Annotated in this window: 14 protein-coding genes; 9 read left to right on the forward strand and 5 right to left on the reverse strand. The window is 42.7% G+C overall.

Features of this window, described 5'->3' with window-relative positions; genetic code table 11:
* Positions 1–15: 15 nt before the first annotated feature.
* Both BLP92_RS12630 and BLP92_RS12635 read right to left on the reverse strand, forming a co-directional pair.
* A complete protein-coding gene (locus tag BLP92_RS12630; RefSeq protein WP_090843318.1) occupies positions 16–699 on the reverse strand; it encodes a class D sortase in 684 nt (227 codons plus the stop codon).
* Positions 686–1,912 carry a processed acidic surface protein gene (locus BLP92_RS12635; RefSeq protein ID WP_090843319.1) on the reverse strand — a complete coding sequence of 409 codons (1,227 nt, stop codon included), beginning with the start codon at positions 1,910–1,912 and terminating at the stop codon, positions 686–688. Before BLP92_RS12635 ends, BLP92_RS12630 begins: the two co-directional genes overlap by 14 nt.
* Before the next feature lie 522 nt (positions 1,913–2,434).
* Between BLP92_RS12635 and BLP92_RS12640 the strand changes: the two genes are divergently transcribed.
* Both BLP92_RS12640 and BLP92_RS12645 read left to right on the forward strand, forming a co-directional pair.
* Complete coding sequence (locus BLP92_RS12640) at positions 2,435–4,399, forward strand: glycoside hydrolase family 127 protein (protein WP_090843320.1); 1,965 nt, start codon at positions 2,435–2,437, stop codon at positions 4,397–4,399.
* Between the two features lie 135 nt (positions 4,400–4,534).
* Positions 4,535–5,491 carry a DMT family transporter gene (locus BLP92_RS12645; protein ID WP_090843321.1) on the forward strand — a complete coding sequence of 319 codons (957 nt, stop codon included), beginning with the start codon at positions 4,535–4,537 and terminating at the stop codon, positions 5,489–5,491.
* A 152-nt stretch (positions 5,492–5,643) separates the two neighbouring features.
* On the opposite strand, the gene BLP92_RS12650 is transcribed toward BLP92_RS12645, so the two are convergent.
* Complete coding sequence (locus BLP92_RS12650; RefSeq protein WP_090843322.1) at positions 5,644–6,171, reverse strand: tetratricopeptide repeat protein; 528 nt, start codon at positions 6,169–6,171, stop codon at positions 5,644–5,646.
* A gap of 378 nt (positions 6,172–6,549) precedes the next feature.
* Between BLP92_RS12650 and BLP92_RS12655 the strand changes: the two genes are divergently transcribed.
* The 3 genes from BLP92_RS12655 to BLP92_RS12665 all read left to right on the forward strand — a co-directional run bounded on the left by BLP92_RS12655 (position 6,550) and on the right by BLP92_RS12665 (position 10,029).
* Positions 6,550–7,623 carry an alpha/beta hydrolase gene (locus BLP92_RS12655; RefSeq protein ID WP_175444284.1) on the forward strand — a complete coding sequence of 358 codons (1,074 nt, stop codon included), beginning with the start codon at positions 6,550–6,552 and terminating at the stop codon, positions 7,621–7,623.
* Positions 7,624–8,281: 658 nt separating this feature from the next.
* On the forward strand, positions 8,282–8,980 hold the full coding sequence (locus tag BLP92_RS12660; protein ID WP_090843324.1) for a C40 family peptidase: 699 nt from the start codon (positions 8,282–8,284) through the stop codon (positions 8,978–8,980).
* Between the two features lie 326 nt (positions 8,981–9,306).
* Positions 9,307–10,029, forward strand: coding sequence for a C40 family peptidase (locus tag BLP92_RS12665; RefSeq protein ID WP_090843325.1), 723 nt, complete (start codon positions 9,307–9,309; stop codon positions 10,027–10,029).
* Between the two features lie 851 nt (positions 10,030–10,880).
* Here BLP92_RS12665 and BLP92_RS12670 read toward each other — a convergent pair.
* Both BLP92_RS12670 and BLP92_RS12675 read right to left on the reverse strand, forming a co-directional pair.
* Positions 10,881–11,468 (reverse strand): TetR/AcrR family transcriptional regulator, encoded by a 588-nt coding sequence (locus tag BLP92_RS12670; protein ID WP_090843326.1) that lies wholly within the window; start codon positions 11,466–11,468, stop codon positions 10,881–10,883.
* Between the two features lie 230 nt (positions 11,469–11,698).
* Entirely contained in the window at positions 11,699–12,430 is a 732-nt protein-coding gene (locus tag BLP92_RS12675; protein ID WP_090843327.1) for a Na-translocating system protein MpsC family protein, read from the reverse strand.
* Positions 12,431–12,889: 459 nt separating this feature from the next.
* On the opposite strand from BLP92_RS12675, the gene BLP92_RS12680 reads away from it, so the two are divergent.
* The 4 genes from BLP92_RS12680 (at position 12,890) to betB (ending at position 16,849) form a co-directional block, all read left to right on the forward strand.
* On the forward strand, positions 12,890–13,651 hold the full coding sequence (locus BLP92_RS12680; RefSeq protein ID WP_090843328.1) for an SDR family oxidoreductase: 762 nt from the start codon (positions 12,890–12,892) through the stop codon (positions 13,649–13,651).
* 237 nt (positions 13,652–13,888) lie between these two features.
* Complete coding sequence (locus BLP92_RS12685; protein ID WP_090843329.1) at positions 13,889–14,965, forward strand: amidohydrolase family protein; 1,077 nt, start codon at positions 13,889–13,891, stop codon at positions 14,963–14,965.
* Complete coding sequence (locus tag BLP92_RS12690; RefSeq protein ID WP_090843330.1) at positions 14,966–15,322, forward strand: Rieske (2Fe-2S) protein; 357 nt, start codon at positions 14,966–14,968, stop codon at positions 15,320–15,322.
* Positions 15,323–15,382: 60 nt separating this feature from the next.
* Entirely contained in the window at positions 15,383–16,849 is a 1,467-nt protein-coding gene (betB, locus tag BLP92_RS12695) for a betaine-aldehyde dehydrogenase (protein ID WP_090843331.1), read from the forward strand.
* The last annotated feature ends 8 nt before the right edge of the window (positions 16,850–16,857 follow it).

Genomic DNA, 16,857 nt, shown 5'->3' on the forward strand with positions numbered 1-16,857 from the left:
AAAAGAAGAGTTCCTTTAAAAAAGTTTTTGACTTTTTAGTTCCGCCACGAGTACATATCTGTCCGGTGCATTGCCAACATAGGAGAAAGGATAGCAGGTGGAGACAGTAAGCGTTGCTTTTGGTTTGGGCACAATTACTGTCCGATCCTCCTTATCCACAATCCGCACCCGCTTTACCTTATATTCAAATTCTCCGGCAGCGGTAGTAACAATCAGCAGATCATTTTCCCCTACCTCTCCCAGTTCCCGGAAGACAGTATCACGGTGTCCGGAAAGCACACTGTTATCCGGCAGGCCGGGCAGGACGCTTCCTGCGTAGTGGCCTACGCCAAGCTCCAGCTCTTCTTCCTCTGTGCCATGATATATAGGAAGCACTGCATCCAGTTTCGGAATAGATAATTCGCCGATGAGATCGCCTTTTTCAGGCTGTGCACTGTAAAGTGGAGCATCCGGTCCTTCTGTCGTTTCCAGAGCAGAAGCAGCTGCAGTTTCTTCGATTGCAGGGAGCTGTCCCAGCATTCTTCCCGATGCAGTTTTCTCCGGTGCTGCCAAAAATGAAATTGTTTCTGCGCTGCCTGTTTTATACAGCATATAACCTTTTGCAAATGTGTAAGCGTTGGTAGTGGAAAACCAGAGCCCGCCGCTGAGAAGCAGGATAGCAGCGACGAGCAGAAATTTTCGTGATTTAACGAGTTTCATTGGCACTGACTCGGGCTCTGCGGTACAACACAGCTCCAAGCATCATGACGAACAGCCCCGCGAGCAGGCCATTCACACTGTTTGTCGCTGTATCAGGCAGTCTGCCTCCGCGTTCAGTAGTAGTAACTACTGCTTCTTTTGATACAGCAGCAGGAGCAGCAGGTGCAGCTTTAACAGTAGTTACTTCTTTCACTGCTGTCTCCACAACTTCTTCCATTTCCTTAAGATCTTTTCCTGTATCCTGAATCAGTTCAGAGCCGAACATATCCCCAGTAAGCAGGATATCAGCAAGGAAATCTCCCTCTTTATTATAAAGTTCAATTAATAGATCATATCCATCAGTAGTAGTCATTGACACGAGTGCAGCAAGATTGATTTCTTTCTTTTCCTCTCCTTTAATTAAATAGAAGGAAGCATCCATTTGGAAAAGGTCTAGAAGCTCTGTGAAAATATCAAGCAGCTCGGCAATCATTTCCGGTGTAACTTCAGAAGCATAATCAAACTCTTCAAATGCCATCATGCGGTAGGAAAGCTCCTCAAGTTTTTCCCAGAAAGCATCGTTTTCAATATCCAGCTCCATAAAGTGCTCAATCAGACGGTCAAGTTCCTCTTCTGTTAAGCCGATAGCAGCAAATAATTCATCAATATCCATGAAATCCTCATACATTTCATAGTCTCCGCTTAAATAAAGTTCCGTCATCCAATACAAATCTTCCATATGTTCATAGTAAGACAAGTCATCATCATACTCTGCAAAAAGCGCTTCTAATTCTTTGTAGGTTAAGTTGAATTCTTTCAGCAGCTCTTCCATTGCTTCATCAGTTACTGGAGTAAGTGAATAAAAGTAAAGGTCATAATCAAGATCGTCAGCGAATTTATATGCGTCGAATACTGACTGTCCTTCTTCCAGTTCTCCATTATCGCGAAGGAGCTGCAGTGCTTCTTCTTCTGTAAGTTCATAGTCTTCCAGAATCACCGCAAATCTATTTGGGGAAAGTACCGGGCCCAGGAAAGAACGAAGATCCTCCACATCCTCGAAATCCTTCAGCTTCAAATCATAAAAATCAAGGTGCTCTTCCAGCTCCGGCTGTATCCAGGATATTTTCTCCAAATACGCAGTTAAATCTTTTCCTGCAGGGGCTGCAGATGCAGAAAGGGGAATTCCTGCAAATAAAATTGCTGATACTAATAACAAGATGATAAATTTTTTCAAAGTCGCTCCTCCTAGAATATGTAATTGTTAATTTCTAGTATATTATATGCTTTAATTTTTAAAAAAGGTAGCTTTATTTTTCTAAATTAAAGGAAATTTACATAAATAACACAATGAGAGGTAAACAAGTCGTTCTAAGTAACTATAAATAGATTTTACTGACATATAATAAGTATTTCGAAACCATAAATAAAATGTTTTCCAAATTATGCATAAAGCCAATGAGCGATGGCGCTGGCACGCAGAAGCTCCCGTATCTTCATAAAATTAAACAGGAATAAGAGAAACTCTATAAAAATTATGCTGGAAAAAACTTATGGATAAGAATGGAAGGATAATTCTCTGAAAGCGAGAACTATATAATATATACATGTGAAACGATATTCTCAGTGTATTTTATTAAAATATTGCAGGTTCTTTCATTAACCGTACTTTTCAGCCTGAATTTCTATAGGAAATTGCCGAGCGAAGGGAAATGATACGAAAGCGCATTTTCATATATTTTTAAAGGAGCGGTGCAGAATGAAGCATGACCGTGAAATGGTAAAAACGATTCCGTTGAAAAATGTATATATTAATGGCAGCTTTTGGGCAGACTATATTGAACTTGTGAGAAAGGAAGTTGTTCCTTATCAGTGGGATGCGTTAAATGACAATATACCTGATATTGAGCCAAGTCACGCCATTAGAAATTTTAAGATTGCTGCAGGGATGGAAAAGGGTGAATTTCACGGGATGGTGTTTCAGGACAGTGATGTGGCTAAATGGCTGGAGGCCGTGGGTTACCTGCTGGCAAGAGAGGAAGACGCAGAACTTGAACAGCGTGCAGATGAGGTCATTGAAATTATATCCAACGCCCAGCGTGAAGATGGATATTTAAATACTTATTTTATTTTGAAAGAGCCGGGCAGGGAGTGGACGAATTTATGTGAGTGTCATGAATTGTACTGTGCAGGTCATATGATAGAGGCTGGAGCTGCTTATTATCAGGCCACTGGAAAAACAAAGCTGCTTCAGGTGGCTGTAAAGTTTGCAGATCACATTTATGAAGTGTTCGGGCCGGAGGAAGGACAGACACAAGGATATGACGGGCATCAGGAGATTGAACTGGCACTCGTAAAATTATATGAAGTGACGTTGGATGAAAAGTATTTGCAGCTGAGCCGGTTTTTCCTGTTGGAACGCGGGAAGCAGCCGCATTTTTATGATATAGAGGCAGAAAAAAGAAATGGAAGCCATCACTTCCCCGGAAAAATGATGATTGAAGACAAGTCCTACAGCCAGGCGCATGCACTGGTGACAGAGCAGAAAGAAGCGGCCGGACATGCTGTACGGTTTGCTTATATGTGCACCGGCATGGCCCACGTTGCTGATAAATACAAGGACGAAAAATTGCTTGCAGCGTGCAGAAGACTGTGGAGGAATGTTGTAGACAGACAGATGTATATTACAGGTGCTGTCGGATCTCAAAGTTACGGAGAATCTTTTACGATTGATTATGATCTTCCGAACGATACTGCCTATGCAGAAACATGCGCCTCGATCGGCTTAATCTTTTTTGCAAACAGAATGCTTCAGATAGAGCCTGACAGAGAATATGCAGATGTGCTGGAGCGGGCCCTCTATAATACGGTGCTTGCGGGTATGTCGATGGACGGGAAAGAATTTTTCTATGTAAACCCTTTGGAGGTAGAGCCGCAGGCCGCAGAAGAAAGCCGCAGATACGATCATGTTGCTCCTGTGAGGCAGGGATGGCTTACCTGTGCCTGCTGTCCGCCGAACGTGGCTAGGCTGATTGCTTCCTTAGGGCAGTATATTTATACTGTAATGGAAGAAACGATTTACACCCACCTGTATATCAGCAGTGATGCAAAAATAACCCTGAATAATAAAGAAGTTTTGCTCTCGCAGCAAACAAACTATCCGTGGGATGGCAATGTAGAGATTACGGTAACGCCGGAAGCAGAGGCTGTATTTGCGCTTGCGCTCCGCGTTCCTGCCTGGAGTGAAGAAGTGGAATTGTTTATTAATGATCAGGCACAAGCACTGCCGATGCCGGAAGAAAGTGGATATATCCTGCTGAGTAGAAAATGGAAGCCGGGGGACAAAATAAGGCTTCAGCTGTCGCTTCCAATTATGCTGATGCAGGCGCATCCCCGGGTCCGGCATGCTGCGGGAAAAACTGCAGTACAGCGGGGACCTGTAGTGTATTGTCTGGAAGAAGCCGACAATGGAGCCAATCTGCATAATATTTTTCTCCAGTCCAGTCAAAGTTTTAATATTAAAGAAGGCAGTGAACATTTCCGGGGACTAAAGATAATTACTGGAGAAGGAAATAAAAAACCGGCGGATCATTGGGGAGAGAAGCTGTATAAAGCTCAGGAAACAATTCCGCCGCAAACAATGCCTTTAACGTTTATTCCCTATTTTTCATGGGCAAACAGGGGAAGAGGCGAAATGAAAGTCTGGATTCAAACAAACATATGAAATTAGAAAAGGCTGGAATGTCAGGTTTTCCTATGTAAGAGAAGCTGAGGGAATAAAAAATAAGCTTCTGTACAAACAGTTCGGCACCTTTCAATGCCTTTTAATACGTATATTTTGAATATGAGGTGAGGAAAGGTGAAAGAAATAGGTATTGGAATTGCAGCTTCCATGTTTTTTGCAGTGACATTTATTTTAAACAGAGCCATGGAGCTCGATGGGGGAAGCTGGATGTGGAGTTCTTCCCTGCGGTTTTATTTTATGATTCCTTTTTTACTGCTTATTCTATTGTTCAGTAAAAATCTAAAACAAGTGTTTGTGGAAATAGCGAAGCGCCCCTATACGTGGATGCTCTGGAGTACGGTAGGATTCGGTCTTTTCTATGCACCGCTGACATACGCGGCGGCATACGGGCCGGGGTGGCTGATTGCCGGAACCTGGCAGCTGACGATCGTAGCTGGTGTGCTGCTGAGTCCATTCTTTTTTCATATAGCTGACACTCCAGAGGGGCAAATGAAGATACGGCATAAAATTCCCGGAAAGGCCTTGTTTATTTCTTTAATGATTTTCAGCGGGGTTCTGCTTATTCAATTTCAGCAGGCGGAAGGAATATCATTACATATGCTCAGTGCAGGAGTGCTCCCGGTTGTGATTGCAGCTTTCGCTTATCCGTTGGGAAATCGTAAAATGATGGAGGTATGCGGGGAAAGATTAAATACTTTTCAGCGCATACTTGGCATGATCATCTGCAGCCTGCCTTTGTGGCTGATCATCAGTACGGCAGGATTTATTCAGGCAGGTCCGCCTTCAGGAAGCCAGCTCCTGCAGACGCTTATCGTGGGCATTTGTTCAGGGGTCATCGCCACTTCTCTTTTTTTTATTGCTACCAACAGCGTCCGGGGAGATATCGGCAGACTTGCAGCAGTAGAGGCTACGCAGTCCATGACGGTAATATTCGTGCTTCTCGGAGAAATAGTGCTGCTGGCAACTCCCTTGCCAAGCGGTTCAGCGATAGGAGGGCTGATGCTTATTATTGCCGGCATGATCATCCACAGCCTTCCCTCACACAACAAAATTGTCCGAAAGGCAGCTTGACACAGCTTTCTATCATTAAAATAATTTTTTTGAATAAGATAAAGGAGATACCATAGTGTTACACAGGAAAGCTTCAAAATAGTTTCTTGCGTTGTAAACATTTTATAAAGCGCCTCTTCCCAGTCGGGGGAGGCGTTTTTTAATCTTGAAGGTTAATTGGACATTCTCTTTTCCTCGAGCTTCTGCTTTCTTGCTTCAAAACCTCCGGGGGTCCCATCTCTTAACCCAAGAGCTATTGCTTCTTCACAGACTTCAATCGCATCACTGTAATTCCCTTCCTCTTCGTAAATGACTGCAAGACGCTTGAACGCGGGAACATTCGGGGGAATAAAGTCTAAAAGAGACTCTCCATGATATTCCTCTTTAAAAGCGTCCAGTGCTTCCGGTGTAAACTCAATACTTTCCTTACAAAGCTCTTTACATTTTTCCAAGGCTTTATATCCTTCAGTTCTGCTTAAATTATAATAGTAGTCAATAGCGGCATTATACCAGTAATGACGGTCTAATGGGTGTCCATTCGATGCCTCATAAGCAATTTGAAGATAATCTTTTGCTTTTTCATCGTCACTGTATTTATTACTCTCAAATTCTTTCATTGCCAGATTGTATTTATCATTACGTTTCGGTGCATTTGATTTTTCAGAGTTAGAAAACTTCTTGGAAAAATTAAAAATGCTCATTTGAATAACTCCTTTCATATTCTGTTTTACTCAGGTGAAATAAATATATAGAAACATTGAAAATACTTATATTGTAAATACCTTCCTTCATTAAAAAGCCTTCCCTTTTTTTGAAGAAATCAATCAAGTATTACACATGTATCTTTATTTCAGGAAATATTTACTAGGCAGCCCAGTGAAATATGATCTGGATCTCCTGAAGGGAAAAATTACTGAAAAATGAGAAAAGGAATCAGCCTGGAAGCACTAGCTTTTATCGAAAATGGGTATAGAAATGAACAAGAGAGAAACTTACGTTTGGAGGGAACTGTATTAGTTTTGTTTCGATCAGATCTGTTTTCACAGGAAGTCCGGGTTTTAAAGGAGGTCTCTGGAAGAATGAATGAGGAACAGAAACAGTTAGGGCAGCGATTAAAAGAAAAAGTTACCTTATCCAATAAAGGAAGACTGGAAATAATCAGTAAGGAAATACCTTTTTTCGAAGGCAAAGGGGGGTTAGATCCGAGAGTAAAAGAATTTCTTATAAATGAGGAAAATCCTAACTTTCGCCGGCCGCTTGAAATTGATGGTTTGGAAGAAATAAGAAGCCGAACAGAAGAACATACCAAGGACTTAAGTAAAGGTATCCGAATGGAAACGGAAAAAGTGTATTTAACTGATCATACGATGAAGGTAAGAATATATAACCGCACAAAAGAAAAGAAGCCTGTAATTATTTTTTTTCATGGCGGAGGGTTCTTTGAGTTAGATTTAAAAGTAATGAGTAATATCTGTAAACTTCTTGCGCAGGAAGCGGAAGCAGTAGTCATCGCACCTGAATACCGTCTTGCACCTGAGCACCCTTATCAGGACGGGATTGATGATTGTCTGGAAAGTCTGCGCTACGTATATGAAAACGCAGAGGAACTGTCGGTGGATGCAAAACAGATCAGTTTAGTCGGAGACAGTGTGGGCGGAAACCTGGCTCTCGGAGTGCACCATTTAAGTAAAGAAGAAGCCTGGGATATTCAATATATAGGGTTATTATGTCCTCTCGTTGATTTTTCTGAGGTTTCCAAGAGCTCCTGGAATATTGAACATTACAACTTAGCGAAAGATCAGGAATTGATCCGGCAGGAATTAATTACTACGAGAGAATCTCTATCGTTTATTCAATCGATATATCTGACAAACCTGGAAGACGTGATGCTGCCTTTAGTTTCACCTCTGCTGCGTCAGGAAAAACGGTCACTGCCGCCACTGACAATGATAACAGCGGAGTTTGATTTTCTCCGGCTTCAGGGGGAGGAATTTTCTGCACAGCTAATGGAAGCGGAAGTTCCAGTTCGTCATATTGAATACAAAGGGATGGCCCACGCCTTTATAAGAAAGCTGGGATATTACCCTCAGGCAGCAGATGCTGTCTATGAAATATCGAAGCATTACCATCAGACGATGCGCAAAACAAGATAAACTAAAAAAACTGGCCTTATCAGCGGCCAGTTTTTTTATGTTTAATATACTGCTGCATGCGCAGCTTTCTTAAAACAACACGCGGCTGTTTACACCATGAAAGATGAAATAAACATTGCGCTGTAACGTAAGAGAGAGCAGACAAAGAACCAGCAGCGTGCAAGAATTTATACTGGAGTCTTCATTGTTAGTGGAAACAATATCTTAAGTGAAGGACGGTACCGCTTCTTAATTAATGAAGTTTATATGTTCCAGATAGATTTTTAAATAATACGGACGTTGTATATCTCTGAAAATCCAATTGTACATAAAATATAAGAAAAAGATTTTTGGTAAAATTCAAAGCTGCTGCCCTGAAAAAAATAGTTATTAATCTTCTATATTCACCTTGTAAATTTCACTATAAAGTCTGATATGGCAGTATCTGAAAAGGATCATTTAGAGAAAAAGAGTAAATATTTATTCGAAAATAATATATTACAAGAATATTACAAGTGATTAGAGTTCTATTACATTCCAAAAAAGGGGTTTATTTTTATACCCGGTTTAGACTAGTATTAAACCTGTTGAAAAAAACAAACAAAAAAATTCACTTATTGATTATATAGAAATTATATTTTTAACAAACAAAAACAAAAATGATGGGGAGAGAATATACATGAAAAAATTTATGATGAGTATCGCACTTGCAGGGGCATTATTAGTCGCACCAACAGTTTCGGAAGCAACAGTAAAAATGGGAGACCGCGGAAGCGACGTAACAGAACTTCAGCAGACATTAGCTTCAAAAGGACATAACAGTTCTTCCAATGTAGACGGCGTATTCGGTCCAATGACTTTAAACGCAGTACAGTCTTACCAGCGCTCTACTGGTATTTCCAGCCCGGCTGGTAACTTCTTCGGAGTTGCAGGACCGGCAACATTAGGTTCTCTTGGACTGTCTTCTTCTGGTTCAACAAGCAGCACAAGTACTTCTACTGCAGTAGCAGGAACAAGCACAACAAGCAGCAACAGTGGTGTTATTTCTACAGCAAAAAGCCTGACAGGCAGCCCATATGTATGGGGAGGAACTTCTCCACGCGGATTTGACTGCAGCGGCTTCATTCAGTATGCATTTGCACAAAACGGCAAGAGTATCCCACGTACAGTTTCTCAAATGTGGAGTGCAGGATCCAGCGTATCCAGCCCGTCTACAGGCGACCTGGTGTTCTTTGAAACTCGTTCCGGCCCATCCCACGCGGGAATCTACATCGGCGGCAACCAGTTCATTCACTCCGGTTCTTCTACAGGGGTAACAATCTCCAGCCTGAGCAACCCTTACTGGAGCAAAACTTACATGGGTGCAAAGCGTCTGTAATATTTCAGTAATATAAACAGGCACTTCGAGCGAATTGAAGTGCCTGTTTTTTATTTGGACAAAAAAGAGATGCAGGTAGAAAGACTAAAGGTTTTTAAGGGTTTTTGAGACTATCGATAGAGTAGTTTTTGTCGTTTTTTGGCACATTACCTTAATTGTCTGTATATTACGGGAGTTTTACAGTGCGTTAGAGTTATATTACAGTTTCGAAAAAGGGTATCTTTTTATACCCGCTCTCCATTAGTATTAAACATGCAAGCAAGAGAAAAAACAAAAAATATAAAACTTTAAATAAAAACATACAAAGAAAAGGGAGAGATTACATAATGAAAAAGCTAGTCATGAGTATCGCACTTGCAGGGGCATTATTAGTCGCACCAACAGTTTCGGAAGCAACAGTAAAAATGGGAGACCGCGGCGCAAGCGTAACAGAGCTGCAGCAGACATTAGCTTCTAAAGGACACAACAGCGCTTCCAACGTCGACGGCGTATTCGGACCAATGACACTTCGTTCGGTTCAGTCGTACCAGCGTTCCACTGGTATTTCCAGCCCGGCTGGTAACTTCTTCGGTGTCGCAGGACCGGCAACATTAAGCTCTCTGGGACTATCTTCTTCTGGTTCTACAAGCACGGCTTCTTCCAGCACAAGCACGAGCAGCTCGAACTCAACTGCAGTAGCAGGGACAAGCACAACAAGCAGCAACAGCGGTGTTATTTCCACTGCAAGAAGCCTTGTTGGCAGCCCATATGTATGGGGAGGAACTTCTCCACGCGGATTTGACTGCAGCGGCTTCATTCAGTATGCATTTGCACAAAACGGCAAGAGTATCCCACGTACAGTTTCTCAAATGTGGAGTGCAGGATCCAGCGTATCCAGCCCGTCTACAGGCGACCTGGTGTTCTTTGAAACTCGTTCCGGCCCATCCCACGCGGGAATCTACATCGGCGGCAACCAGTTCATTCACTCCGGTTCTTCTACAGGCGTAACAATCTCCAGCCTGAGCAACCCTTACTGGAGCAAAACTTACATGGGTGCAAAGCGTCTGTAAGTTCATATACGAAATAGAAAGACATTCCGGAACCGCCGGAATGTCTTTTTTTGTGCGGAATAAGTGGAGTGGGGGAGGGCGCGCTATTTTACTGTCGCGCCCGCTATTTTACTCCGAATCGCTTATATTAACATCCAAACCCGCTATACTGACATAAAAACTCGCTATACTTTAATGAAACCCGCCTATATTTAACTCCGAACCGGCTATGTTGAAATGAAATTCTCCGCTGCTGAACTCTCCTCTCGGATGTACTGCAACACCAACCCGAAAAGCATGTTACCTGCTTCATTTAAAACCGCTCCCTATAGAAAATGCAAAGTAGAACAGGTAACTAAGGTTCGTGCCTGCTTATTTTACTGTCACGAGGCCTATTTTACTCCAAAACGCTTATACTGACATCCGAACCCGCTATACTTTAATGAAACCCGCCCATATTTTACTCCGAACCGGCTATGCTGAAATGAAAGGTCCCGCTGTTGAACTTTCCCCCGGATGTACTGCAACACCAACCCGAAGAGCATATTACCTGCTTCAACTAAACCCATTCCCATAGGAAGTGCAAAATAGAGCAGGTAACTAAGGTTCGTGCCCGCTTATTTTACTGTCGCGCCGGCTATTTTACTCCGAATCGCTTATACTGACATCCGAACCGGCTATACTAACATAAAAACCCGCTATACTTTAATGAAACCCGGCTATATTTTACTCCGAACCGGCTATACTATCATGAAAACCTTTTATATTAACGCACTAACCGTCTAGGCTGGACTTTATATTAACTTTTTGCTGATTTCACAAACAAAAAAGAAGCCTGCAATTTTTGAGGCTTCTTTTACAGTATCTTTATATCAGGACTCTTCCAGCCTGACTTTGGAACTGCCGGGATGAAAATTTAAAATTTTAATCAATTGCTCATTCATATATTCAGGGGTAAACTTAAAGCCTTCGGAAACCCAGGAAACAATCAGTCCCGTAATCGCATGAGCATGGTAGCTTGCGTAGAGCTCTGCATTAATATCTTGTGGAGAATCTTCCATAAGTTCATGAAGCGTCAGCTGCTTGATCAGCGAACAGATCCTCTCCTGAAAGCCTGTAAAAATAGCAGTATCGAGGATCACTGAATAAAAATCTGCATAGGAGTAAATATGTTCAAATATTTTAATGGAAGTGGCACTCAGTTCACTAAAAATAATTCGGTCCGACCCAATGTAAGGCTCTCTGTAAGCACGGATCAAATCTTCCATTACGTCTTCCGTCAGCTTCTGGAATAAATCGTCAATGGAAGAATAATGCTGATAAAAAGTACTGCGGTTCACGTCTGCATGAGCTGCAAGAGAGGTGATGGTGATTTGTTTTATCGATCGCTGCTTCATCAGTGCAATTAAGCTTTCTTTTAAAGCTTTTTTTGATTTGAGTATACGTCGGTCTTCACTCATAATAACTCGCCTCCCATACAATCCCCACTGTTCTCTCTTTAATAAAGTACAATTCTATATTAATTATAAGCGAAAGGCAGCAGAAAAATACAATTAGATACACTTTTACGGCTAACTGCTGGGAAATATTCTGAGATGTGGGAAACATGAAGGCAGTTTTTTAATGAACGTTGGATAAAAATGCAATCTCTCCTATATGAAGCTGTTTCTGAGTAAACAATCCCATTTGATTATTTCAGCGGTTCAGCAGGGTCGCTGACAATCACAATCGTACTTTTGTCATCTCTGAAATTCCAGTCAACGAAAATCTCCTGGATGTTCACTTTTAAAATATTCCTTATTAAATCTTTCTTATTAAATAATTTCTTTTCTACATCCCGCTTCGCTACTTTCAGTGAGCGGCCTTCTCCCATTTCAATCAGCTTTTTCTCAATATCGACAAGAATTCCTTCCCGGACCATCAGAATCGTTCTTCTGTCAACTTTTATAGAAGTGATGCGGTCCGGGGTTCGTTCTGCAATCGCACTCAACTGTGAAAATTTTTCTTCCAGCTCTTTTTTATAAGGGAAATCGTGTTCCATATCTTCTTCTTCTTTTTTTGCATTTTTGTATGCCTGGGGTTTTAAGCCGACCAGCACACCGGAACGATTATTGATGTTCCAGTCAAAAAAGAATTCATTAAATGTATTGCCAGTAATTTTTTCTGCTTCGAACTGAATTTTTTGGGTGATCTGTGACATCATACTTTCCCGGAGAGCGTGGAGGGCATCGGGACCTTGCTCTTCGAGAATAATTTTCTCCATAGGGGATAAAAATCCTTTTAATAAGATGATGACGTAGCTGTCCCCAAGCTTCGTAAATGCAGATTCCGGCCCTTTACCAAAAGAATCCCTCAGCATGCGCCCGACACAGTTTGCCATTGTTTTCTGCTGTGCTTTGTGTTCTTCCTCCGTAAGTGCCATAAACTTTACTCCTTTCCGATCTGTAAGAGACGTTATAAGTTATTTTCCACTGATTAAGATTAATAAAACAAATCTTTTCATTGCAATAAAAATATTTCCCGCAGAGTGCCTCATGTGAATCCGAGGCGAGAAGGATAAAGGAAGCTGCGAACTGTATTTATCAGTGGAAAGCAAGCCTCCAAAAAAGCATTTGCAGGAAGTATAACAGCAAACAGGACTTCTATGGGAAAACTTACGAAATTGATTTGATAAAGTACTTTCCTGTAAATAATAAATGGATTAAAAAAGGAAATCTCCTCCGCAGAGGGGTTACAATCTTTTGAACTAAACAACAATTGTACATCAGAGTGTGGATTTTCCAACATGAAGGAGATTATTGGTGATTGATACTTATATAAGGGTGAAATAAACTTAAGTTATGTAAGCGATTTCAAATAATGGACCAGGGGAGTGGATGTCATGAAATTAGCAGGAAAAACAGCAGTGGTGACAGGGGCAGCGTCAGGAATGGGAAAGGCTATTGCCGAAATGTTTGCAGCAGAAGGAGCAAATGTAATAGTAGCAGATCTTAATGAGGAAGGTGCAAAAGAAACTGCAGAAATTATTTCTTCCAATGGAGGGAAAGCAGTTGGCTGCAAAACGAATGTCGCGGATGTTTCCGAAGTAGAAGCGATGATTGATTTAGCGGTAAGTCAATACGGCACACTTGATATCCTGGTAAACAATGCTGGCATCATGGATGGCTTTGAAGCGGCAGGGGATATAACTGATGAAAAGTGGGATATGGTATTTGACGTGAATACGAAAAGTGTAATGATGTCGACTAGAAAAGCATTGAAAGTATTTCTGGAAAAAGAAAAAGGTGTCATTATCAATATTGCTTCCACCGGCGGAATGAATGGGGCACATGCGGGAGCTGCCTACGTAGCTTCGAAGCATGCAGTTGTCGGCTTTACTAAGAACACTGGATTTATGTACGCTGAAAAAGGCATCCGCTGTAACGCGATTGCACCAGGTGCTGTGAATACCAACATCAGTGCATCAATGAAAGATATCAGTGAATTCGGCATGGGGCGTGCTGGAAAAACTCACGGGCTTGTGCCGAGAGCTGGAGAAGCAGAAGAGGTGGCAAAAGTAGCACTCTTTCTTGCTTCCGATGATGCCAGCTTTGTAAATGGTACAGTTGTAACTGCTGATGCCGGATGGACTGCAGGATTTTAATGTTTCATATACAAAAGCTTCCCTCCCGGGGGAAGCTTTTTACTATGGATTCTTTATTAAATACTGAAAAACCACAAAAATGTGAAAAAAGCTCACTGACATGCACTGACTTTCACTGACCTTCACTGAGCGAGGTAGTCGCTTCTGACCGGGAGTGAGGCGGTTTGGAGGGGGATTTTTCCTGTGCTATGCTTCTTGGCAGACGAACAGCTTATACAACCAAGGAGGAACAAGCACATGACAAATCCCAAATTACATCTTATCGACACAGATATTCATGAAAGAGTGCAGTACAGCCAATTGCTTCCTTATCTGCCTCAGCCATATAGAAGATACATTGAAGACTGCAGCTGGATACAGGAAAAACATATGCCGTTTACACAGCCGGCGGTAGCCGGGGTGGACCGTGCCGATGCAGTCGTTCCCGATGGACGTCCGGCAGGATCTGATCTTCCCTTTATGCAGTCACAGCTGCTGGATGAAATCGGCCATGAGTTTGGCATTTTAACCGGAGCACTTGATCCGTCCCCATCATCGATGCACGGCTGGTATGAAATGGCGACCGCTTTAGCGAGTGCCTACAATGACTGGCAGATTGAACACTGGCTGGAAAAAGACGAGCGGCTGTATGGCTCTGTGCATATTGCAGCGCAGGATCCACAGGGCGCTGTGAAGGAAATCGAGCGCGTAGGAAGCCATAAAAAGATGGTGCAGATACTGCTTCCGATTGACGATAAGCTTTGGGGCGATCCATATTACCATCCGATTTTTGAAGCGGCGGAAAAGCATGACCTAATGATCGGCATGCATCACAATGAGCCGCCGGTCCACTATGGAAAGTGGCCGCGCTATTTTATCGAATGGCATACGCTCATTCCTGTGGCCCATATGACTATGGTGACAAATATGGTCTTTAATGGCGTATTTGAGAAGTTTCCCAAATTAAAAATGATGATGATTGAAGGAGGGTTCACCTATGTTCCTTTCCTGATGAGAAAGATGGATCAGCAGTACCGCGATCTCCGTCATGAGGTACCCTGGATCAAGCGAATGCCGAGTGATATTATCCGTAAACACATCTGCTTTACTACGCAGCCGCTGGAAGAAATGACGAAAAAAGAATTCCTGCAGACATTTGAACATATGGGGACAGATGAAATAGTGTCTTTCTCCACAGATTATCCGCATTGGGATTATGACTCTCCCTATGAAGCACTGCCGAAAGGACTGGATGAAGGCCTGCAGAGAAAACTGTTTTCAGAAAACGCCAGGAATTTTTATCCGAAACTGCCGCAGCTGAAGGAGGAAGAATAAATGGAAGAAGTAGTATGCCGCACCGAAGACCTGCAGCCGGGAGAAATGATGGAAAGCAGATTTGGAAAACATGAAATCGTCGTATGCCGTGCTTCTGACGGACATTACTATGCATTTTTAAACCGCTGTATTCATCAGGGAGCTCCATTATCCAAAGGGAAACTCTGTGGAGCGCCGGAGCCCACAGACAATCTGGGAGAATATAAATTTGAAAGAGATGGCGACATTCTCCGCTGTCCATGGCACGGCAGAGAATTTGATATCAGAAATAAAGGCTGTATGCTGGCGAATGAAAAATTCAAAATAAAGAACTTTAAAGTGATGGAGAAAAATGACGAGGTGATTGTTTACAAATAAAGCAGCGCTGATGGCTGAGCCAGAAACTGGCCGAAGCAGTTGTGAACGGGAGGCAGACAGATGAAAAAAATGTTTATCAACGGTGAGTGGACCGAAGGACAGGCTGGAGCCGCGCGGGAAATTATCAATCCGTTTAATCAGGAAATCATAGACACTGTAACAGAAGGCGATGAGCAGGATGTAAAGCAGGCAGTGGCTGCTGCGAGACATGCATTCGACAAGGGAGAATGGACCGCTGTCACTGCTGCAAAGAGAGGGGAACTTCTGTACAGAACAGCCGGACTTATTGAGAGAGATATACAGGAACTGATGAAACTGGAAACTCTCGATACAGGTAAAACGCTGACAGAAAGTGAAGCAGATATGCAGGATATTGCAGGAGTCTTCCGCTATTATGCTGGACTTGCAGATAAACATGGCGGAAAGATAATCGATTCTCCGATACCAAATTCCACTAGCAAAGTAGTCAGAGAGCCAGTAGGTGTATGTGGACAGATCACTCCCTGGAACTATCCGCTGCTGCAGGCGGCCTGGAAGCTCGCACCGGCACTTGCTGCAGGGAATACGTTAGTTATGAAGCCAAGTGAAATTACTCCCCTGACTACTATTAAAGTATTTGAGCTGATGGAAGAAGCAGGCTTCCCAAAAGGTGTCATAAATCTTGTACTGGGCCCAGGTCATACTGTGGGAAACGAGCTTGCAGAAAATCACTTGATAGACATGGTTTCCTTTACCGGAGGCATAGAAACAGGAAAGAAAATTATGCAGGCAGCGAGTACGAATGTTAAAAAACTTGCACTTGAGCTTGGCGGGAAAAATCCGAATATTGTATTTGCAGACTGTGACTTTGAAACAGCAGTCGATCAGGCGCTGAATGCAGTATTTTTTCATGCAGGCCAGGTGTGTTCAGCCGGGACAAGGCTTATCATTGAAGATTCTCTTCACGATCAGTTTACAGCTGCCCTTGTAAAGCGGGTGAAAAATATTAAACTCGGAGATGGAATGAAGAAAGATACAGCGTCCGGTCCGATGATTTCGGCGGAGCATAGAGAAAAAGTCAGAAGTTTTGTTGAAGTTGGAAAAGCGGAAGGGGCAGCATTGATTGCAGGAGGTAAATATCCGGAAGACCCCGAGCTGCAGCATGGCTTTTTCTTTTTGCCGACCATTTTCACCGACTGCTCTTCAGAAATGAGAATCGTCCAGGAAGAAGTCTTCGGTCCGGTGTTAACCGTAGAGCGGTTCCATACGGAAGAAGAAGCGCTGCGTCTGGCAAACGACTCCATATACGGCCTGGCAGGAGCAGTCTGGACGACAGATATAGTGAAAGCGGAAAGGGCAGCCGCAAAACTCCGTATGGGTACAGTATGGATCAATGATTTTCATCCGTATATTCCGCACGCTCCCTGGGGCGGTTACAAGCAGTCCGGAATCGGAAGAGAATTAGGAGAAACAGGGCTGGAAGAATACACGGAACAAAAACATATTTTTCAAAATATAAAACCGGCGGCACTCCACTGGTTTAAATAATCAAAGAG

It is taken from the genome of Alkalicoccus daliensis, assembly GCF_900103955.1.
Classification (GTDB): domain Bacteria; phylum Bacillota; class Bacilli; order Bacillales; family Salisediminibacteriaceae; genus Alkalicoccus; species Alkalicoccus daliensis.

Bases quoted from the DNA above. Each gene is read 5' to 3' on its own strand.
- BLP92_RS12690 (WP_090843330.1), top strand. From the start codon at position 14,966: ATGGAAGAAGTAGTATGCCGCACCGAAGACCTGCAGCCGGGAGAAATG.
- BLP92_RS12685 (WP_090843329.1), top strand. From the start codon at position 13,889: ATGACAAATCCCAAATTACATCTTATCGACACAGATATTCATGAAAGA.
- BLP92_RS12630 (WP_090843318.1), bottom strand. From the start codon at position 699: ATGAAACTCGTTAAATCACGAAAATTTCTGCTCGTCGCTGCTATCCTG.
- BLP92_RS12670 (WP_090843326.1), bottom strand. From the start codon at position 11,468: ATGAGTGAAGACCGACGTATACTCAAATCAAAAAAAGCTTTAAAAGAA.
- BLP92_RS12640 (WP_090843320.1), top strand. From the start codon at position 2,435: ATGAAGCATGACCGTGAAATGGTAAAAACGATTCCGTTGAAAAATGTA.
- betB (WP_090843331.1), top strand. From the start codon at position 15,383: ATGAAAAAAATGTTTATCAACGGTGAGTGGACCGAAGGACAGGCTGGA.
- BLP92_RS12650 (WP_090843322.1), bottom strand. From the start codon at position 6,171: ATGAGCATTTTTAATTTTTCCAAGAAGTTTTCTAACTCTGAAAAATCA.
- BLP92_RS12680 (WP_090843328.1), top strand. From the start codon at position 12,890: ATGAAATTAGCAGGAAAAACAGCAGTGGTGACAGGGGCAGCGTCAGGA.
- BLP92_RS12665 (WP_090843325.1), top strand. From the start codon at position 9,307: ATGAAAAAGCTAGTCATGAGTATCGCACTTGCAGGGGCATTATTAGTC.
- BLP92_RS12655 (WP_175444284.1), top strand. From the start codon at position 6,550: ATGAATGAGGAACAGAAACAGTTAGGGCAGCGATTAAAAGAAAAAGTT.
- BLP92_RS12660 (WP_090843324.1), top strand. From the start codon at position 8,282: ATGAAAAAATTTATGATGAGTATCGCACTTGCAGGGGCATTATTAGTC.
- BLP92_RS12675 (WP_090843327.1), bottom strand. From the start codon at position 12,430: ATGGCACTTACGGAGGAAGAACACAAAGCACAGCAGAAAACAATGGCA.